Origin of the sequence: Nocardioides anomalus (genome assembly GCF_011046535.1) — a bacterium.
Taxonomy (GTDB): Bacteria; Actinomycetota; Actinomycetes; order Propionibacteriales; family Nocardioidaceae; genus Nocardioides; species Nocardioides anomalus.
This window is the reverse complement of record NZ_CP049257.1, coordinates 3862963-3882575: the sequence shown is the minus strand read 5'-3', so window position 1 is coordinate 3882575 and position 19613 is coordinate 3862963. Positions and strand designations below refer to the sequence as shown.

At 74.4% G+C, this 19613-nt stretch carries 16 protein-coding genes and 1 pseudogene; 7 read left to right on the top strand and 10 right to left on the bottom strand.

Going from position 1 to position 19613, the window contains the following annotated elements; genetic code table 11:
* Positions 1-152: 152 nt before the first annotated feature.
* Entirely contained in the window at positions 153-1625 is a 1473-nt protein-coding gene (locus G5V58_RS19390) for a CHAP domain-containing protein (protein WP_165236416.1), read from the top strand.
* Between the two features lie 15 nt (positions 1626-1640).
* On the opposite strand, the gene G5V58_RS19385 is transcribed toward G5V58_RS19390, so the two are convergent.
* From G5V58_RS19385 to G5V58_RS19360, 7 genes and pseudogenes are all read right to left on the bottom strand, one after another.
* Positions 1641-3998 carry a glycoside hydrolase family 65 protein gene (locus G5V58_RS19385; protein ID WP_165236414.1) on the bottom strand — a complete coding sequence of 786 codons (2358 nt, stop codon included), beginning with the start codon at positions 3996-3998 and terminating at the stop codon, positions 1641-1643.
* The gene (locus tag G5V58_RS19380; protein WP_196240527.1) at positions 3995-4729 is read right to left on the bottom strand and encodes an HAD family hydrolase; all 735 of its coding nucleotides are present in this window, start codon (positions 4727-4729) and stop codon (positions 3995-3997) included. The genes G5V58_RS19385 and G5V58_RS19380 overlap by 4 nt, the downstream gene beginning before the upstream one ends.
* A gap of 17 nt (positions 4730-4746) precedes the next feature.
* Entirely contained in the window at positions 4747-5250 is a 504-nt protein-coding gene (locus G5V58_RS19375; RefSeq protein WP_165236412.1) for a MarR family winged helix-turn-helix transcriptional regulator, read from the bottom strand.
* The gene (locus G5V58_RS19370; RefSeq protein WP_165236410.1) at positions 5183-6367 is read right to left on the bottom strand and encodes an MFS transporter; all 1185 of its coding nucleotides are present in this window, start codon (positions 6365-6367) and stop codon (positions 5183-5185) included. The genes G5V58_RS19375 and G5V58_RS19370 overlap by 68 nt, the downstream gene beginning before the upstream one ends.
* Positions 6364-6900, bottom strand: a complete 537-nt coding sequence (locus G5V58_RS26440) for a type III PLP-dependent enzyme domain-containing protein (RefSeq protein ID WP_268991237.1) — start codon at positions 6898-6900, stop codon at positions 6364-6366. The genes G5V58_RS19370 and G5V58_RS26440 overlap by 4 nt, the downstream gene beginning before the upstream one ends.
* 86 nt (positions 6901-6986) lie before the next feature.
* A pseudogene (locus G5V58_RS26770) lies at positions 6987-7523 on the bottom strand (hypothetical protein); the annotation flags it as partial.
* A gap of 222 nt (positions 7524-7745) precedes the next feature.
* Positions 7746-9329, bottom strand: coding sequence for a fatty acyl-CoA synthetase (locus G5V58_RS19360; RefSeq protein WP_230486763.1), 1584 nt, complete (start codon positions 9327-9329; stop codon positions 7746-7748).
* A gap of 68 nt (positions 9330-9397) precedes the next feature.
* Here G5V58_RS19360 and G5V58_RS19355 point away from each other — a divergent pair, with 68 nt between their 5' ends.
* From G5V58_RS19355 to G5V58_RS19345, 3 genes are read left to right on the top strand one after another with little or no spacing between them, the layout of a single operon-like run.
* Positions 9398-12946, top strand: coding sequence for a reprolysin-like metallopeptidase (locus G5V58_RS19355; RefSeq protein WP_230486762.1), 3549 nt, complete (start codon positions 9398-9400; stop codon positions 12944-12946).
* 12 nt (positions 12947-12958) lie between these two features.
* On the top strand, positions 12959-13825 hold the full coding sequence (locus G5V58_RS19350) for an LLM class flavin-dependent oxidoreductase (RefSeq protein ID WP_230486761.1): 867 nt from the start codon (positions 12959-12961) through the stop codon (positions 13823-13825).
* Positions 13822-14325: a GNAT family N-acetyltransferase gene (locus tag G5V58_RS19345; RefSeq protein WP_230486760.1), complete on the top strand. Its 504-nt coding sequence runs from the start codon at positions 13822-13824 to the stop codon at positions 14323-14325. Before G5V58_RS19350 ends, G5V58_RS19345 begins: the two co-directional genes overlap by 4 nt.
* Here the strand turns inward: G5V58_RS19345 and G5V58_RS19340 are convergent.
* Positions 14307-15326 carry a TIGR03617 family F420-dependent LLM class oxidoreductase gene (locus tag G5V58_RS19340; RefSeq protein WP_165236406.1) on the bottom strand — a complete coding sequence of 340 codons (1020 nt, stop codon included), beginning with the start codon at positions 15324-15326 and terminating at the stop codon, positions 14307-14309. The genes G5V58_RS19345 and G5V58_RS19340 overlap by 19 nt on opposite strands.
* Positions 15327-15384: 58 nt before the next feature.
* Between G5V58_RS19340 and G5V58_RS19335 the strand changes: the two genes are divergently transcribed.
* Genes G5V58_RS19335 through G5V58_RS19325 form a run of 3 tightly spaced genes read left to right on the top strand, consistent with a single transcriptional unit; the run spans position 15385 to position 16655 of the window.
* Positions 15385-15831 carry a MarR family winged helix-turn-helix transcriptional regulator gene (locus G5V58_RS19335; protein WP_230486759.1) on the top strand — a complete coding sequence of 149 codons (447 nt, stop codon included), beginning with the start codon at positions 15385-15387 and terminating at the stop codon, positions 15829-15831.
* A gap of 16 nt (positions 15832-15847) precedes the next feature.
* Positions 15848-16270: an organic hydroperoxide resistance protein gene (locus tag G5V58_RS19330; protein ID WP_165236404.1), complete on the top strand. Its 423-nt coding sequence runs from the start codon at positions 15848-15850 to the stop codon at positions 16268-16270.
* Positions 16263-16655 carry a DoxX family protein gene (locus tag G5V58_RS19325; protein WP_165236402.1) on the top strand — a complete coding sequence of 131 codons (393 nt, stop codon included), beginning with the start codon at positions 16263-16265 and terminating at the stop codon, positions 16653-16655. The genes G5V58_RS19330 and G5V58_RS19325 overlap by 8 nt, the downstream gene beginning before the upstream one ends.
* Before the next feature lie 22 nt (positions 16656-16677).
* Here the strand turns inward: G5V58_RS19325 and G5V58_RS19320 are convergent, their stop codons facing one another.
* Positions 16678-17658 (bottom strand): 2-oxoacid:ferredoxin oxidoreductase subunit beta, encoded by a 981-nt coding sequence (locus G5V58_RS19320; protein WP_165236400.1) that lies wholly within the window; start codon positions 17656-17658, stop codon positions 16678-16680.
* Positions 17655-19520 carry a 2-oxoacid:acceptor oxidoreductase subunit alpha gene (locus G5V58_RS19315; protein WP_165236398.1) on the bottom strand — a complete coding sequence of 622 codons (1866 nt, stop codon included), beginning with the start codon at positions 19518-19520 and terminating at the stop codon, positions 17655-17657. The genes G5V58_RS19320 and G5V58_RS19315 overlap by 4 nt, the downstream gene beginning before the upstream one ends.
* Positions 19521-19613 lie beyond the last annotated feature (93 nt).

The following is a 19613-nucleotide window of genomic DNA, read 5'->3' as shown; positions in this document are numbered from 1 at the left end:
TGCGCGCAGTCGGTGCGTCGAGCAAGGTCGTGGTGGTGGCCATGCTCCTTGCAGCTGTGGGTGCTCTGGACACCTCCGCGGTAGGGGTGGGGACGTCGGACGGGCTGCACGAAGCCCAGCCGACGACGCACGCGAGAGGTCACCGGCACGCCTTGACCATCAGCAACAAGCTGCTGGGGCCGGGTGAGCCGGAGCTCGTGGAGTCGAGTGTCCCCAAGCGGTCCCGGTGCTCGTTGACGGCGACCCACTCCGGCTCCCGGCGCACGGCCCCGAAGCAGGTCCGGAGCAGGGTCGTCCTGGTCGAGACCGGGCGTGTGCAGTTCTCCTGGACGACCGCGCGTCACGCGCTGGCCGGGACCTGGCGGCTGAGTGTCGCCTGTCGCGCCAAGAAGGCGAACGCCGCACGGGTCGTCGCGCACGGCGTGGTCAAGGTCGGCGCCGCCGGCAAGGGCCACTCGACGTCGAAGCGCGACGGGACCGCCCTCACGCGCCGGGTCGAGGTCGACGTGATGCACGCGTCGACCGACGGCATCGGAGCCTCTGGGTGCGAGCCGACAGGGACGGTCCTGGTCCGGGCGGGTGACTGGATGCAGAGCCGTGGCGGCGGTGTGGACGTCTTCTCGAACGGCCCGAAGTGCACGAGTCTGAGCAATCCGTACCAGTGCGTCGAGCTCGTCAACCGGCTCATCACCGCGAAGGGCTGGAGCACCCGCATCCGTGGCGACGCCTGGGAGTTCTGGGACCACGCGAGCAAGACGGACTTCGAACAGCACCCCAACGGCAGCGGCTACATCCCCGTCCCGGGCGACGTCATCGTCTGGTACGGCTCGGGCGACATCGGTCAGTACGGTCACGTGCAGGTCGTCGACTCGGTGTCCGGTTCGACCGTGCACGTCGTGCAGCAGAACTCGGCGGGTGCGCGCGCGGACCTCCAGATCAGCGCCAGCGGCGCCATCGGTGGCCGCAGCTGGCCAGGCAACTCGGAGTACGTCAAGGGCTTCCTGCACGCCAAGAAGAACGTGCTCTCCGCCGCCCAGGCCTTCAACGGTCACATCGTGCAGTGGGACGGAGACCGCAAGACCCAGAAGACCGCCTGGTGGGTGAGTGGCGGGAAGCGGTACTGGATCCCGACCTCGGCCGTCTACTACTGCCTGAAGAACTCCGGAGCGCCTGGCCCCGACGTGCTCACGGCGACCGTCCTCGACAGCCTTCCCGACCAGAACGGCGCGTGGGTCAGGTGCGACTCGTCGGGGACGGGCGTCGGGAGCGGACCTCCACCCACGGAGACCGACCCAGGGGGGCCTGTCGACCCGAACCCGCCACAGCCACCGCCCGCGCCCACGACCTGGGCGGAGACCACCGGCAGCGTGGCCCACACGTGGACCAACTACACCAACGCCGGGGGCTCGGAGGGTCCCACCATCGCCTCGAACCAGACCGTCCAGATCGCCTGCAAGCTGACGGGGTTCCGGGTCGCGGACGGCAACACGTGGTGGTACCGGATCGCCCAGTCGCCGTGGAACGGCGCCTACTACGTCTCGGCCGACGCGTTCTACAACAACGGCGCCACCTCGGGCTCGCTGCGTGGTACGCCGTTCGTCGACAACAACGTGGCGAACTGCTGAGGTCCGCGGCAGCGCTCAGCGCCGGTAGGGCTCCCGGCCGGGCGGCTGGGTGGGCACCGGGGTGAGCGGCTCGACGTGCCGGTTCGCCAGGGTGACCGGCTCGCCGGGGGCGATCGTCACCTGCTGACCGGCGTGACCGAGCGTCACGGGCTCGTCGCCGTCCGCCACGGCGTACGTCGTCCGGGCGGGCTCGGCGCTGACCGTGAGCCGGCTGCCGCGCCAGAGCAGCGAGAAGCTCAGCCGGGTGATGCCGTGCGGGAGCGCGGGGGCGAAGGTGAGCCGGCCGTCGTGGTCGCGCAGGCCGCCGAAGCCGGCGACCAGGCCGAGCCAGGTGCCGGCCAGCGAGGCGATGTGCAGGCCGTCCTTGGTGTTGTGGGCCAGGTTGCGCAGGTCCATGAGCGCGGCCTCGGCGAGGTACTCGTGGGCCAGCTCGAGGTGGCCGACCTCGGCCGCGACCACGGCCTGGGTGCAGGCCGAGAGCGAGCTGTCGCGCACGGTGATCGGCTCGTAGTAGGCGAAGGCGCGGGCCTTCTCCACCGGTGTGAACGCGTCGCCGCGCCAGTGCAGGGCGAGGACCAGGTCGGCCTGCTTGACGACCTGGCGGCGGTAGAGCTCGCCGTACGGCTCGCTCAGCAGCAGCGGGTAGTCGTGGTGGCGCTCGAAGTCCCAGGGTGCGAGGTCGCTGAAGCCGGTGGCCTGCTCGTGCACGCCGAGCTCGTCGTTGAAGGCGACGAGGACCAGGTCGGCGGCGGTCTCCCACGCCGCGATCTCGTCGTCGGTGACCGCGAGCCGGGTGGCGACCTCGCGGTGGCGCTGGGCCACGACGGCGGCCGCCCGCAGGCTCCGCTGGGCCATCAGGTTGGTGTAGACGTTGTCGTCGGCCAGCGCGGAGTACTCGTCGGGGCCGGTGACGCCCTGGATGCGGAACGCGCCGTGGCGGTCGTGGTGGCCCAGCGACATCCACAGCCGGGCGACCTCGACGAGCACCTCGGTGGCCACGTCGCGCTCGAAGGCCTCGTCACCCGTGGCGTGCACGTAGCGGACCAGCGCGTCGACCACGTCGGCGTTGACGTGGAACGCCGCCGTCCCGGCCGGCCAGTACGCCGAGCACTCCTGTCCGCGGATGGTCCGCCAGGCGAACGCCGCGCCGGCCAGGCCGAGCTGCTGGGCGCGCTCGCGGGCCAGGTCGAGGGTGGAGTAGCGCCACAGCAGCGCGTCGGACGCCGCGTCCGGGTGGACGTAGGACAGCACCGGCAGGACGAACATCTCGGTGTCCCAGAACGCGTGGCCGTCGTACCCCGGCCCGGTGAGGCCCTTGGCGGCGATGGCCCGGCGCTCGGCGCGGGCGCCGGCCTGGAGCACGTGGAACAGCGCGAACCGCACGGCCTGCTGGACCTCGTCGTCGCCCTCGACGACCACGTCGGCGGTCTCCCAGAACGCGTCCAGGTAGGCCCGCTGCGCCTCGAGCATCGAGTCCCAGCCCTCCTGCGCGGCGCTGGTCAGCGCGGCCGCGACCTGGTCGCGCAGGGCGGGCACGGTGCGCTGGGAGGACCAGCCGTAGGAGACGTACTTGGTGATGACCAGCGACTCGCCCGGCTCGAGCCGGCACCCGACCGTGGTGCGCGCCCAGTCGGCGTGCGCCTCGGTCGAGACCTCGGTGCCGTCCGGGCCGTGCACGTGGTGGTCCATGGCCGAGGCCATCCGCTGCCGCGAGCCCTTGGTGATGTGCACCAGGTGGGCGCGGGTGGTGTCGCCGAAGTGCTCCTCGGACTCCAGCGGTGACTCCATGGCCGCGGCCACGCGGGGGTCGTCGTCGGCGACGGGCACGGTCTCGTTGGCCACCAGCTCGGACTGCACGATGACGCGCAGCGGCTGGTCCACGGCCTCGACCTCGTGCCGGATGGCCACGATCGAGCGGTGGGTGAAGGAGACGAGCCGGGTGCTGCGGATCCGGACCCGCTGGCCGGCCGGGGTGACCCACTCGACCTCACGGTGCAGGGTGCCCGCGCGCAGGTCGAGGACGCGCTCGTGGCGCTCGAGCTCGCCGTACCGGACGTCGAAGGGCTCGTCGTCGACCAGGACCCGGAACAGCTTGCCGTCGGTCACGTTGACGACGGTCTGGCCGTCCTCGGGGTTGCCGTACGCCGACTCGGCGTAGGGCAGCGGGCGCGACTCGTAGTACGACGACAGGTAGCTCCCGGGCAGCCCGTGCGGGTCGCCCTCGTCGAGGTTGCCGCGCAGCCCGATGTGGCCGTTGCTGAGCGCGAAGACCGACTCGGTGATGGCCAGCCGGTCCAGGTCGAGCTCGGGCTCGCGGACGACCCACGCCTCGACGGGGTACGGCGCCTTCGCCGGCGTCGTCGGGGTGCTCACAGCAGGTCGCCGATGTCGTTGACGACCACGGACGCGCCGTGCTCCTTGAGCGCGTCGGCCTGGTGGGCCCGGTCCACCCCCACCACGAAGCCGAAGTGGCCGGCCCGGCCGGCCTCGACGCCGGCCAGGGCGTCCTCGAAGACGGCGGCCTGGGCGGCCGGCACGCCGAGCTCCTGCGCCGCGGCCAGGAACGTGTCGGGCGCCGGCTTGCCGTGCAGGCCCTGCTCGCGCACGCTGACGCCGTCCACGCGCACCTCGAGCAGGTCCTCGATGCCGGCGGCCTCGACGAAGGCCTGGCAGTTCTCGCTCGAGGACACCACCGCCCGGCGCAGCCCGGCGTCACGCGCGGCCTCGAGGAAGCGGACGGCGCCCGGGTAGGGCTGCACCCCGTCGCGCTTGACCACCTCGAGCAGCAGGCCCTGCTTGCGGTTGCCGATGCCGGAGACGGTGTGCGCGTCCGGCGCGTCGTCGTCCGCGCCCTCGGGCAGCTCGATCCCGCGGGAGGCGAGGAAGTCGCGGACGCCGTCGCGGCGCGGCTTGCCGTCGACGTACGCCGGGTAGTCGCGGTCGATGTCGAACGGTGCCGCGCTCGCGTCGTGCTCGTGGAGGAACTCGTCGAAGGCCTCCTTCCACGCCGCCGCGTGCACCGACGCCGTCGAGGTCAGCACCCCGTCGAGGTCGAAGAGGCAGGCGCGGATGTCGGCGGGCAGGCCGAGGTGCGATTCGCTCACCCCCCAGGTGTACCCGGTCAGTCCACCGTGTCGCCCGCGCGGCGGCGGAGCGCGCCGAGCAGGCCCGTCAGCTCCTCGAGCTGGCGCGCGTCGAGCCCGGGCTGCTCGAAGACCTCGCCGTTGAGCCCGTCGGTGGCCCTCTCGACGACCGCGCGACCGGCGTCGGTGATGGCCGCGAGCACGACCCGGCGGTCCTCGTCCTGGCGCTGGCGCTCGACGTACCCCTGGCGCTCGAGGCGGTCCACCGCGCTCGTCACCGACGTCGGGTGCACCTGGAGCAGGGAGCCGAGCCGGGTCATCGGCATCGCGCCGGCGCTCGAGAAGGACAGCAGGCGCAGGACCTCGTAGCGCGCGAAGGTCAGCTCCAGCGGCCGCAGCACGGCGTCGATGCGCTCCATGAGCAGCTGCTGCGCCCGGACCAGCGAGGTGACCATGACCATGCCGTCGGCGGCGTCAGCCCACCCGTGCCGCACCCACTGCCGGTGCGCCTCGCGGATCGGGTCGCGCTGCTGGTCGGTCATCGCGAGCATCGTAGGGACTCCGGAGCGCGGCCAGCGCGGTCAGCGCCACGGCGGACGCCGCCAGCAGCAGGACCACCCGACCGCCGACCAGGCCGACGAGGGCGGGTGCGACCAGGCTGCCGATCAGGCAGGCGCCGACCATGACCGTGTCCATGAGGCCGAGGGCGCCGGCGCGGTGGTGGTCGGGTACGGCGTCCTGGAGGGCGCCGGTGGCCCGGCTCTCGACGAGCACGCCGGTGGCCCCGGCCAGCGCCAGGACGGGCAGGACGACCCAGTGGACGGGCGTGACGGCGACCAGGACCAGGGCCGCTCCCATCGCGAGCGGGCCGCGGACCGCGGCGTGGCCGCCGGAGAGCAGCGGGGCGGCGAGGGCGCCGAGGCCCAGGCAGGCGGTCGCGGTGCCGAAGCCGGTCTGGCCGGTGCCCCATGCGCCGAGGCAGAGCGGCAGCAGCGCCAGGCCGGTCGCCGTGACCACCAGGTTGAGCAGCCCGGCCAGGGCCAGGGCGCCGCGGGCGGCAGGGGTGCCGAAGACGTGGCGGAGCATCCCCGCCACGGCGTGCGGCGCCCGGTCGGCGGGTCCGGGGACCGTGACGCCGGTGCTGAGCACGAGGCCGAGCGCGGCCAGGGCCACGCCGGCGGCGAGCGTCCACGGTCGCGTCGGCGCGGCCAGCAGCAGCCCACCGAGGGCCGGGCCGACGACCCAGGCCGCGACCTCGATGGTGACGAGCAGCTCGGTGGCGCGGACTCGCTGCGGTCCGCCGATGGCCGGCAGCGCCGCCGCGATGGCGGGGTAGGTCGGTGTGCCGACCGCGACCGCGAGCGCCGCCCCCACGACCGCGAGCGTCGTGTGGCCGGCGGCCAGCGCGAGCGCGGCGGCGCCGAGGAAGAGGACCCGGCCGGCCAGGGTGACCCGGACCAGCCGGTCGCGGCGCACGTGGTCGCCGATGGAGCCGACGGCCCAGGAGAGCAGGACGTACGGCGCCATCCGCGCCGCGCCGGTCAGGCCCGCCACCAGCGGCCCCTGGTCCCAGACCGCCACGACGAGCAGCGGCCAGGGCAGCCCGATCGCGACCGAGGCGCACGCGTAGCCGGCCAGCAGCCGGCGCACCCCCCTCACGAGCGGACGGCGGTGGCCAGCGGGGCGAAGCCGTTGAAGCCGACGCTGGAGTACGTCGCGGTGTAGACGCCCGCGCAGTGGAACCGCACCCGGTCGCCCTCGGCCAGCGCGAGCGGCAGCTCGACCGGCACCCGCTCGTAGAGCACGTCGGCGCTGTCGCACGTCGGACCGGCCAGCACGCAGGGCCCGGTCGGGCCCGCGACGTCGGTGGCCAGCGGGTAGCGGATCGCCTCGTCCAGAGTCTCGATCAGGCCGGTGAAGACGCCGGCGTCGAGGAAGACCCAGCGGGTGCCGGCGCGGTGCACCACGCCGATGACGCTGGCGTGCAGGACGCCGGCCTCGGCCGCGATGCCCCGGCCGGGCTCGGCGATGGTCGTGGGCCGGTCCTCGCCGAAGGCGTCGGCGAGGTGGCGCTCGATCGCAGCGCCGTACGCCTCGGGCGGTGGGCACTGCGCGTCCAGGGCGGTGGGGAACCCGCCGCCCAGGTCGAGCAGCCAGGGGTGGATCCCCTCGGTCCGCAGCGCGGCGAACACCGCCGCCGCGCTGCGGACCGGACCCCCCAGGCCTCGGGATCACGCTGCTGGGAGCCGACGTGGAAGCTGACGCCGGCCACGGTCAGGCCGAGGCGGGCGGCCTCGCGCAGGACGGTCACCGCCTCGCCGGTGGAGCAGCCGAACTTGCGCGAGAGCGGCCAGTCCGAGCCCTCGCCGGAGGTCACCAGCCGGCACAGCACGCGGCTGCCGGGGGCCTCGTCGGCGACCTTGGCCACCTCGGCGAGCGCGTCGACGGCGTACGTCGTCACGCCGAGCCGGGCGGCGAAGCGGACGTCCTCGCGCCGCTTCACCGGGTTGGAGTAGACGAGCCCGCCCGGGTCCGCGCCGGCCAGCGTCGCCGCGGTCATCTCCGCGGGGCTGGCCACGTCGAAGCGGCAGCCCGCGCGGGCCAGCGCCGCGAGCAGGACCGGGTCGGGGTTGGCCTTGACCGCGTAGTGCAGCGCGGTGCCGGGCAGGGCCCGGGCCAGCCGGTGGTACGTCGCGACGGCGTGGGGCACGTCGAGCTCGAGGTACGGCGTCGGGCGGGTGGGGTCGTCCGGTCGGTGCGTGAGGGTCCCGAGACCGTCCACGCGCTCCGGTGTCGGCAGCAGCACGTCGGTCATGGCACCCAGGAGAGCGCCACCGGCGGTCCTGATACATCGGTGCGGCCACCCCACCCGCAGGGAGGGGCTCCCGCGCGGTCGGGAGGTCAGTCCCGGTCACGGTGGCTGAGGTGCGAGGCCGTCCACGGCCGAGCCTCGAAGCACCCGCAGGGGAGGCACCCGCGCGCGTCCGGTGCCCCGCGTCACCTGGCTTCGAGGCTCGTCGCCAGGGCTCCTCGCACCTCAGCCACCGTCGGCGATGCCCGCGTGTTCGTCCCGGAGGTCGCGCTTGACGATCTTGCCGCTCGGGTTCTTGGGCAGCGCGTCGACGAGGACGACGTACTTGGGCGTCTTGTAGCCCGCCAGCACCGAGCGCGCGTGCTCGAGGACGGCCTCGGGCGTGAGGGTCGCGCCGGCCTTGGGCACCACCGCCGCGACCACGGCCTCGACCCACCGCGGGTGGCTGACCCCGAAGACCGCGACCTCGGCCACCCCGTCGAGGCGGTAGATCGCCTCCTCGACCTCGCGCGACGCGACGTTCTCGCCGCCGGTCTTGATCATGTCCTTCTTGCGGTCGACCACGTAGAGGTGACCGGTCTCGTCGACGTACCCGAGGTCGCCGGAGTGGAACCAGCCGCCCCGGAAGGACTCGCGGGTCTTCTCCTCGTCGCGGTGGTAGCCGAGCGTCGCGTGCGGCGAGCGGTGCACGATCTCGCCGACCTCGCCCTGCGCCACCTCGCGGTCCTCGTCGTCGACGATGCGCGTCTCCACGTTGAGCGAGGCGCGCCCGGCCGAACCCGCGTGCGAGAGCTGCTCGTCCGGGCCGAGCGAGGTGGCCAGCGGGGACATCTCGGTCTGACCGTAGAAGTTCCACAGGCGTACGTCGGGCAGCCGCTGCTGCATCTCCTTGAGCACCTCGACCGGCATCGGCGAGGCGCCGTAGTAGCCCTTGGTCAGCGTGGCGAGGTCGGCGTCGTCGAAGCCCGGGTGCCGCAGCAGCCCGATCCACACCGTGGGCGGCGCGAAGAAGCGGTTGGCCCCGTGCTCCTCGATCGCCGCCAGGACCGTCGCCGGGTCCGGCCCGCGCAGGATCACCGACGTCGCGCCGATCCACACGTCCGGGCCGAGGAACACGTCGAGCTGCGCGCAGTGGTAGAGCGGCAGCGAGTGCACGTCGACGTCGTCGGGGGAGTACTCGCCGTCGATCGCGCACGTGGCGTACTGCCACAGCAGCGACCGGCTCGTCAGCAGCGCACCCTTGGGCCGCGACTCGGTGCCCGAGGTGAACATCATCCGGACCGGGTCGTCGTCGCCGACCAGCACCTGCGGCGGCGTGCCTTCGTGGTCCAGCCACTCCTGGAGGTCGGGCCAGTCCTGCGGCGCCTCGGTCTCGCCCAGCCGCACCACGCGCCTGGTCGTCACCGTCCCCTCGCCGGTGGAGGCGAGCGCCGCGTCCGCCGTGGCCACCAGCGCGTCCTCGACCACGAATGCCCTGGCCCCGCTGTGGTCGAGGATGAAGGCGACCTCGTCCGCACCGAGCATGAAGTTCACCGGCACCAGCACCACGCCGATGCGCGCGGTCGCGAAGACCAGCACCGCGAACTGCCACGAGTTGTGGCACAGCAGCGCCAGCCGGTCGCCCTTGACCAGCCCCGCCTCGGCCATCGCCGCCGCCGCCCGGTCCACCACCGCGTCGAGCTCGGCGAAGGTCAGCCGGACGTCGCCGTCGACGACGGCCAGCTTGTCCGGGTAGCGCCGCGCCGAGCGGCGCGGCAGGTCGCCGAGCGACTGGCTGCGGGCGGTGGCGACGAGCTGCGAGGTGTCCACCTCGCCGAACCTAGGCGCGATCTCCCGATTCGGCCACGGGTCTGCGTGGAGCCGCCCACAATGCTGAGGTGCCGCGACCCCACCGGGCGCTCCTGGCAGCGGCTGTGCTCGGCGCGCTGCTCGTCCAGCCCGCGACGCCGACCCCCGTGGCCGCCGCGCCGTCGGGCGCGTGGACGCGCGCGTCGACACGGCTGGACCCGGCCCGGGCGCGGACCGTGACGCCGAGCAGCGCCGCGGCGTACGCCGTGGACCGGGCGGCGCTGGTGGGGTCGCTGGAGCGGGGGCGGGTGGAGCTGCCGGACCCGGACGGGCGGCTGGTGGCCTTCGACGTGTCGCCGACGACGGTGCTGGAGCCGGCGCTGGCCGCGGCGCACCCGGAGCTCCGGACGTGGGCGGGGACGGCGGTGGCGGGTCCGGGCACGGTCCGCATCGACGTGACGCCGGCCGGGGTGCACGCGTCGGTGCTCGGCGACGGGCCGGCGTGGTACGTCGACCCGGCGTACCGCGACGGCGACCGGCTGAGCCTGTCGTACGCCGGCGCGAGCCTGCCGGCGCCGGAGCGCGGGCTGGTCGAGCCGGACCTGCCGCAGGACGCCACCGGGGAAGCGGTGCCGCAGGTGGCCGAGACGCCGGGCGGGCTGGTGACGCTGCGGACCTACCGGCTGGCGCTGCTGTCGGACCCGACCTACGCGGCCTACGTCGCTCCGGGTCTGACGGGCGCCGCGAGCGACGCCGCGGTGCTGGCGGCCAAGGTGACGCTGGTCAACCGGCTGGACCAGGTCTACGGCGACGACCTCGGGATCCGGTTCGTGCTGGTCGACGGGACCGACACCGCGCTCAACCTCGCGACGACCGGGCAGGCGCAGGGCGCGAACGGACCGTGCGGCAAGAGCGCCTGCTTCCCGGCCGGGATGCTGGCCGCGGGCTGCCAGCCGGCGCTGCTGGACCGCAACCGCTGGGTGACAGGGCAGCTGGTCGGCGCGCGCCGCTACGACGTCGGGCACGTGCTGCTCGGGGTGGCCGGCGGCGGTGCGGCGTACCTGGGCGTGGCCGGACACCCGACCAAGGCGGGCGGCTGCACCGGGCTGGCCGCGCCGTCGGGCGACGCGTTCGCCGTGGACTACGTCGCCCACGAGCTCGGCCACCAGCTCGGCGCGACGCACACCTTCGACGGGACCGGCGGCGCGTGCGCGGGCAACCGGTACGGCGTCACGGCGGTCGAGCCCGGCTCGGGCAGCTCGGTGATGGGGTACGCCGGCGTGTGCGGTGCCGACGACCTGCAGCCGCACGCCGACCCGGTCTTCGCCTCGGCCAGCCGCGCCCAGATCGCCGACTACGTGACCGAGGCGCCGGACGCGGTCTTCGAGTGGCAGTCCGTGGCGCTGTCCGGCTTCGACGTCAACGAGTCGTTCCGCCTCTCCTTCGCCGGCACCAGGACCGCGGTCATCACCCGGGGCACGAACTACACCGCCGACGGCATCAAGGCGGCGATCGCGGCGGTGGCGCCGAGCGGCACGTCGGTGCAGGTCCGCCCGTTCTTCGACAGCGACGCCTTCGACGACCGCGGCTTCGCGCTCTACTTCCGCAGCTGGGGGACCACGCTGTTCGCGGACGTCCCCGAGCCGGTGGTGGAGCCGGCCGCCGGCACGTTCACCGCCGCGGTCGACGACATCGACGCCGGCGACCCGGCGGCCGGGAGCGGCGGCGTCGCGACCGCCACGACCAACCACGCACCGGTCGCGACCGCGCCGGCGGACCGGACCATCCCGGTGCGCACGCCGTTCGCGCTCACCGGCAGCGCGACCGACGCCGACCGCGACCCGCTCACCTACACCTGGGAGCAGACCGACGTCAGCGGCCTGGGCACGGGTACGCCGCTGACCACCCAGCCGCGCACGGGCGGCCCGCTGTTCCGGGTCGTCGACGGCGGCCCGACGCGCAGCTTCCCCGACCTCGCGCAGGTGGTCGCCGGGGCGACCAACGCCGCCACCGGCACCTGCCCGACCGGAGCCGGACAGACCGGTTGCCTCGCCGCGCTGCTGCCCACGGCGGCGTACGCCCCGGCCGCGCTGCACCTGCGCCTCACCGCCCGCGACGCGTCGCCGCAGGGCGGCGGCACCGCGTCGGACGACGTGGTGCTGACCCTCGACAAGAGCGTCGGCCCGTTCCGCGTCACCAGCCAGGCCACGCCGGCCACGCTGCCGGGCGGCAGCAGCCAGGTGGTCACGTGGACGACCGGCACGGCGGCGCTGGCCGCCTCGGTGCGCATCACGCTGTCGACCGACGGCGGCGCGACGTACCCGACCGTGCTGGCCGCCGCCACCCCCAACGACGGCAGCGAGACCGTCACCCTGCCCGACCTCACCGCGGGTGCGGCGCGGCTGCGCGTCGAGGCCGTCGGCAACTACTTCTACGACGTCAACCACGCGTCGTTCGCCCTCCAGGGCAGCGGGGCGCCGCCGCCGCTCGTGGTCGAGCACGACGCGGTGCCGACGACCTGGCCCGTGGTCTACAGCGACCCGGCGTCCGTGGCCTTCTCGGCCACCACCGGCCAGGGGCTCGGCGCCCTCACCGCCACCGCGAGCGGTCTCCCGCCGGGGCTCGCGCTCAGCGGGGGCGCCGGGTCGTGGGCCCTCGGCGGTACGCCGACCGCGGAGCCCGGCTCCTACCCCGTGCACGTCAGCGTGTCCGACGGGGTTGCGAGCGAGGGCTTCGACGTGACCGTCACCGTGACGCCCGAGGACGCGGCCGTCGCGCTCACCTCGCCGACCACCATCGCGGGACCGTCGGTGACGCTCACCGCGCAGGTCACCCAGGCGGCCGACGGCAGCCCCGGTGCGCTGGACCGGGCGACGGTGCGCTTCCGCGACGGCAGCACGACGCCGTGCCCGGCCGCGCCGGTGAGCACCGCCGGCGTCGCGACGTGCACCTACGCCGCCGAGCCCGGGCCACACCCGCTGACCCTCACCGTGGGCGGGTCCTACGCCGGGAGCGCGACCGCCACGTTCACCGTCACCAGGGCGCCCCAGGACGCGGCGCCGGACACCACGATCACGTCCGGGCCGGCCGGCTGGCTGCTCTCCGGCACCGGCACCTGGGGCGTGTCCGCGACCCGGGCCGTGGCCATCGACTGCCGGCTCGACGGCGCGCCGGTCCCGTGCGCAGCGCCGTCCCTGACGCTGCGCGACCTCGCCGCCGGCACCCACCGGCTCACGGCCGCCGCCCGCGGCGACGAGACGCCCGCCGCCCGCGAGTTCGCCGTGCCGCTGGACGACGCCGCCCTGACCCCGAGCGGGAGCTGGAAGCGCAAGGCGACCGGCGCGGCGTACCTCGGGACCTGCTCGCAGACCCGGCACCGCGGCGCCGCCCTGTCGACGTACGTGACCGGTGCGCGCGAGCTCGCGCTGCTGGTGCGCACCGGGTCGGGGTACGGCGCGCTCAAGGTCTACCTCGACGGCGCGCTGCTGGCCACCGTGCGCACGGCCGGTCCGGTCGGCTCGCGGGCCGTGCGGATCGGGCACTTCGCGGCGCCCCGCAGCGGGACCGTGCGGATCGTCGCGGCCAAGGACAAGCGGGTGCGCGTCGACGGGCTCGGGGTCTCGACCGCGCCGTTCTGACAGGCTGCCCCCGTGCGCCTGGGGATGACGCTGCCGGTGATGGAGCCCGACCTGTGGGCCGCGCCGGACACGCTCGAGCGCTGGTCCCGGGCGGTCGACGAGGGTCCCTACGCGTCGCTCTGCTTCGGCGAGCGCGTCGCCTTCGACAACCCCGAGACGCTCACCCTGCTCGGCGCGGTCTCCGCCTGGACCTCGCGGGTCCGGCTGGTGACGACGGTGATCGTGCCGCAGCTGCACCAGCCCGTGCCGCTGGCCAAGGCCCTGGCCACCGCCGACCGGCTCTCGCGCGGCCGGCTCACCGTGGGCCTCGGCGTCGGCGGCCGCGAGGAGGACTACCGCGCCGCCGGCTCGACGTACCGCCAGTCCTACCGGACCCTCACCGACCTCGCCGAGCAGGTGCGGGCCGTGTGGCGCGACGGCACCGCCGGTCCGCCGCCGCTGCAGGACGGCGGGCCGCCGCTGCTCGTCGGCACCATGGGGCCCAGGACGCTGCGCTCGGCCGCGTCCTGGGCGTCCGGGCTGGCGGGCGTGACGCTGGACCTGGACGTGCCCGCCGTCTCCGCCCTGTACGACGTGGCCCGGTCGGCCTGGGCCGAGGCCGGCCGGCCCGCACCGCTGCTGACCACGTCGTTCTGGGTCGCGCTCTCCGCCGACCGCGACGCCGCCCGCGCCCAGGTCCACCGCCACCTGAGGCACTACATGGACTGGATCCCGGCCTCCCTGGTCGACGCGATGGCGCCGACCACCGGCTTCGCCGGCACTCCGGCTGAGCTGCGCGACCTGCTGCGCCGGCTCGAGGACGCCGGCACCGACGAGGTCCACCTCATCCCGACCTCCTCCGACGTGGTGCTGGTCGACCAGGTGGCGGAGCTGGCGTGAGGCCCGCTCTGCCCACCTCGTCGCGCCTGACCTACGACGAGATGACCGAGGCCGACCTCGACGACCTGGCCCGGCTGCTCGGCGACGCCGGGGTGATGGCGCACTACCCGCACCCGTTCTCGCGCGACGAGGCGCTGGGGTGGATCCGGTGGCAGCAGCGCAACTACGACCGCGACGGCTTCGGGCTGTGGCTGCTGCGCGACCGCGACGGCGCCTTCGTGGGCGACGGCGGGCTCACCTGGCAGGTCGTGGACGGCGAGGAGCACCTCGAGCTCGGCTACCACCTGCTGCCCGCCCACCAGGGCCTCGGCCTGGCCACCGAGGCGGCCACCGCCTGCCGTGAGCTGGCCCGGGCCCGCGGGGTCGACCACCTCATCGCGATCATCGCGCCCGGCAACGCCGCGTCGGTCGCCGTGGCCGAGCGGGTCGGGCTCACCCTCGACCGGCACACGGTCTCCCGACATGGCCTGCCGGTGGTGGTCTACCGCGCGGAGCTCTGAGCGAGCGCCGCGGCCAGCGCGGCGACGTCGGCCAGCGGCGCGTCGTACCCGGGGAAGTAGCAGCACACCCGCTCGCCCAGGTCGCCGAAGCGCCGGTGCAGCTCGGCCGCGCACTCCTCCGGCGTCCCGCGCACGGCCAGGCGGTCGACCATCTCGTCGGTGACCAGGTCCAGCATGGCCGCGACGTCGCCCCGCTTGGACAGGGCGTTGAGCTCGGGCTGGACCTCGCCCCAGCCCTCGACGTCGAGCACCGGGCGGTACGCCGGCGTGGAGCCGTAGAACGCCAGCAGCCCGCGCACGCCGAGCGTCGCCCGGGCCTGCTGCTCCGGCGTGGTGCCCATGGCCAGGATTGCCTGCGGACACAGCACGAACGGTGTGGCCACCTCCCGCCGGGCGAGTCCCTCCTCGACCGCGGGCAGGGTCCGCTCGCGCACGTGCCGGTGGCTGTGGAACGGCATCACCAGCAGGCCGTCGGCCACCTCGGCCGCGGTGCGCGTCATCACCGGGCCGAGCGCGCCGAGAAGCAGCGGCGGCGGTCCCCACTCCAGCGGACCCGGCACGAACGTCGGCGGCATCAGCGTGTGGCGGGTGTGCTCGCCGCGGAAGTCCAGGGGCGTGCCGTCCTGCCAGGACGTGAGGATCGCGCGGACCGCCCGGACGATCTCGCGCATCCGGGCCGCCGGGGGCGACCAGGTCGCGCCGTACCGGTGCTCGACGTGCGGTCGGATCTGCGAGCCCAGCCCGAGGCGGAACCGCCCCCGGCTCATCCGCTGCAGGTCGTGCGCGGTGTGCGCGAGGTGCATCGGCGAGCGCGGCATCGCGATGGCCACGTTGGTCATCAGGTCGGTCGTGACCCCGGCCGCCGCGGCCGCGGCCAGGGGCAGGAACACGTCGTGCGGCCCCTCGAAGGTGAACAGCCCCGCCACCCCGGCCCCGACCAGCTCGGCCGCACGCGCCGCGGCCCGCTCCGGCGGTCCGTCGAGCTGCACGTCGAGGAGCACGACCGCACGCTACCGACTCGAGTTGTGCACAACCTGGTTGTGTGCCATGTTGGTCGGCGTGCCCGTGACCGACCAGATGGTGTGCTTCGCGGTGTACGCCGCGGCGCGGTCGACCACGCAGGCCTACCGCACTCTGCTCGAGCCGTGGGGGCTCACCTACCCGCAGTACCTCGTCCTCGTCGTGCTCTGGACCGAGGGCGACGTGAGCGTGTCCACGCTCTGCGAGCGGATGCACCTCGACACCGGCACCGTCTCGCCGCTGCTGCGGCGCATGGAGCGCGACGGCCTGCTGCGCCGCGAGCGCCGCGACGCCGACGAGCGCGTCGTGACCGTCGCGCTCACCGCGCGCGGCGAGGAGCTGCGCGAGGAGCTCGCCGGCCTGCCCGAGCGGATCGCCCGCGGCACCGGGCTGCCCGACGAGGCGGCGGCGCACGACCTGATCGGCACCCTGCACCACCTGGACGCGTCCATGCGCGCCGCGGCGGCCGAGCCGCTGCGGGGCTGAACCGAAGGAGACCACCGTGGAGACCCTGTACACCGCCGACGCCCTCGCCACCGGAGCCGGCCGCAACGGCCACGTCCGCAGTGGCGACGGCATCCTCGACCTCGACCTCGCGGTCCCGCAGGAGATGGGCGGCGCCGGTGGCGCGGCCAACCCGGAGATGCTGTTCGCGGCCGGCTACTCCGCCTGCTTCCACTCCGCGCTCCAGGGCGTGGCCCGCCGCCAGAAGGTCGACATCAGCGACAGCACCGTCGGCGCCGAGGTCTCCATCGGCCCGAACGACGCCGGCGGCTTCGAGCTCGCCGTCCGCCTCGAGGTCGTCACCCCCGGCCTCCCGCACGACCAGGCCCAGGCGCTGGCCGACGCCGCGCACCAGGTCTGCCCCTACTCCAACGCCACCCGCGGCAACATCGACGTGCGCGTCGACGTCAGCGATGACTGACCGGTCGACCGGCCTCGCGCGCACCGCCGGCCGGGTCCTGCTCGGCCTCGCCCTCACCGGCGCGGGCGTCACCCACCTGACCGTCGCGCGCCAGGAGTTCCGGGCCCAGGTCCCGGATTTCGTGCCTCTCGACCCCGACACCACCGTGCTGGCCTCCGGTGTCGTCGAGGTCGCCCTCGGCTCCGCGCTGGTGCTCGCCCGCTCCCGACGCACGACGGTCGGCTGGATCGCCGCGGCGTTCTTCGTCGCGGTCTTCCCCGGCAACCTCGCGCAGTGGGTCCACCACCGCGACGGCTTCGGCCTCGACACCGACGCCAAGCGCTTCGCCCGACTGTTCTTCCAGCCGGTGCTGGTCGCCGTCGCGCTCTGGTCGACCGGCGCGTAGCGGGCCTGGCGCCGGCGCTGAGTCAGGCCACCGTCCAGGTGTCCGCGCCGTCGATGAGCGCCTGCAGGTCGCCCGCCGGACCGGCCGCCTCGACCTGCTGACGCACCTGGTCGTCGTACGCCGGGCGCTGCACCGCGCGGAACACCCCGATCGGCACCTGGGCGTCCATCCGCGACAGTGCGAACTGGCGGCTGGGGTTCGTCTCGGCCGGGTCGTGGGCCCAGGTCGCGCCGTCGACGGTGACCTCGAGCCCGGCCTCGAGCCGCAGCAGGCGCGCGGCGCCCTCGGGACCCTTGAGCGCGTCGAACGCGCCGTCGTTGAAGATCGGGCAGTTCTGGTAGATCTCCACCAGCGAGGTGCCACGGTGCGCAGCGGCCGCGGACAGCACCGCCGTGAGGTGCAAGCGGTCGGAGTCGAGGGTGCGGGCCACGAAGCTCGCCTCCGCGCCCAGGGCCAGCGAGACCGGGTTGAACGGGTGGTCGACCGAGCCGGACGGTGTGGACTTGGTGACGAGCCCGGGCGGCGACGTGGGGGAGTACTGACCCTTGGTCAGCCCGTAGATGCGGTTGTTGAACAACAGGATCGTGATGTTCACGTTGCGGCGCATCGCGTGGATGAGGTGGTTGCCACCGATGGAGAGCGCGTCCCCGTCACCGGTCACCACCCACACCGACAGGTCCGGCCGCGTGGTGGCCAAGCCGGTGGCGATGGCCGGCGCCCGGCCGTGGATCGAGTGCAGGCCGTAGGTGTCGAGGTAGTAGGGGAAGCGCGAGGAGCAGCCGATCCCGGAGACGAAGGCGATGTTCTCCCGGCGCAGCCCCAGGTCGGGCAGGAAGCCCTGCACCGCCTTGAGGACCGCGTAGTCGCCGCAGCCGGGACACCAGCGCACCTCCTGGTCGGAGGCGAACTCCTTGCCGGTCTGCGGGGCCTCGACCGGCGGGACGAGCGCGGTGCCGCCCTGGTTCGAGCCCAGCGTGGGCAGGGGCAGGTCGGTCGTGGTCACGCGGGCTCTCCCAGGGTGGCGAGGTGGTCGAGGAGCTCGGCCTCCAGCTGCTCGGCGCGGAACGGCATGCCCCGCACGGTGGTCAGGCGCCGCACGTCGACCAGGTAGCGGTCGCGCAGCAGCGAGGCCAGCTGGCCCAGGTTCATCTCCGGGCACACGACCCGGTCGTAGGAGCGCAGCACCGTCTCCAGGTCCGCCGGGAGCGGGTTCAGGTGCCGCAGGTGCAGCTGGGCGACCGCGTGCCCGTGCCGGCGCAGCCGCCGCACGCCCGCGCCGATGGGGCCGTACGTCGAGCCCCAGCCCACGACGAGCAGCCGCGCGCCCGGTCCGTCGGCGGCCGACGGGTCGTCGACCTCGGCGAGGGGCACGCGCACGGCGTCGACCTTGGCCTGACGCAGCCGCACCATGCGGTCGTGGTTGTCGGCGTCGTAGGAGATGTCGCCGGTCAGGTCGGCCTTCTCGATGCCGCCGATGCGGTGCTCGAGGCCCGCCACCCCGGGCGGCGCCCAGGGCCGGGCCAGCGTCTCCGGGTCCCGGGCGTAGGGGTGGAAGGGCTCGCCGTCGGCCGGGGGTGTCGCGAACGCGGGCTCGATGCGCGGCAGGTCGGCGACCGCGGGCAGCCGCCACGGCTCCGAGCCGTTGGCCAGGTAGCCGTCGGAGAGCAGCACCACCGGCGTGCGGTGCGTGACGGCGATGCGGGCCGCCTCGATGGCGGCGTCGAAGCAGTCCGAGGGCGAGCGAGGCGCGACCACCGGCAACGGGGCCTCGCCGTTGCGGCCGTACATGGCCATCAGCAGGTCGGACTGCTCGGTCTTGGTCGGCAGCCCGGTGGAGGGTCCGCCGCGCTGCACGTCGACGACCACCAGGGGCAGCTCGAGCATCACCGCCAGGCCGATGGTCTCGGCCTTCAGCGCCATGCCCGGTCCCGACGTCGTGGTCACCCCCAGCGCGCCGCCGTACGCCGCGCCGAGGGCCGCGCCGATCCCGGCGATCTCGTCCTCGGCCTGGAACGTGGTGACGCCGAAGGCCTTGTGCTTGCTGAGCTCGTGGAGGATGTCGGAGGCCGGCGTGATCGGGTAGGCGCCGAGGAAGACCGGCAGCCCGCTGAGCCGCCCGGCCGCGACCAGGCCGTAGGCCAGCGCGGTGTTGCCGGTGACGTTGCGGTAGCGACCGGGCGCGGCCGCGGCCGGCTTGACCGTGTAGGACACCGCGAAGACCTCGGTGGTCTCGCCGAAGTTCCAGCCCGCCCGCAGTGCCGCGACGTTGGCGTCGCGGATCTCCGGCTTGCGCGCGAACCGGGCCTGGAGGTGGGCGACGGTGCCCTCGACGTCGCGGCCGTAGAGCCAGGACAGCAGACCCAGGGAGTACATGTTCTTGGCCCGGGCCGCGTCCTTGCGCGAGAGCCCGAACTCCTTGACCGACTCCACCGTCATGCCGGTGAGGTCGAGCGTGTGCACGGCGAGGTCCGCGAGCGACCCGTCCTCGAGCGGGTTCGAGGCGTAGCCCACCTTGGCCAGGTTGCGCGGGGTGAAGTCGTGGGTGTCGACGATGAGCGTCGCCCCGGGCCGCAGGTCGCCGACGTTGGCCTTGAGTGCCGCCGGGTTCATCGCCACCAGGACGTCGGGCCGATCGCCGGGAGTGAGGATGTCGTGGTCGGCGAAGTGGAGCTGGAAGCTCGAGACGCCGGCCATCGTGCCCTGCGGAGCGCGGATCTCGGCCGGGAAGTTCGGCAGCGTGGACAGGTCGTTGCCGAAGCTCGCTGCCTCCTGGGTGAAGCGGTCGCCGGTCAGTTGCATCCCGTCGCCCGAGTCCCCGGCGAAACGGATGACGACCCGGGCGAGCTCCACGACCTGCGGTGCCACGGTTCCTCCCTCGGTCCGCGGCCCTGGCCACAAACCATGATGATGATTATCCTCTAGCGTGAGGGACGTCACCCAGGGTTGTCCAGTCCCGGG

Bases quoted from the DNA above. Each gene is read 5' to 3' on its own strand.
- G5V58_RS19375 (WP_165236412.1), bottom strand. From the start codon at position 5,250: ATGACCGACCAGCAGCGCGACCCGATCCGCGAGGCGCACCGGCAGTGG.
- G5V58_RS19325 (WP_165236402.1), top strand. From the start codon at position 16,263: ATGACTGACCGGTCGACCGGCCTCGCGCGCACCGCCGGCCGGGTCCTG.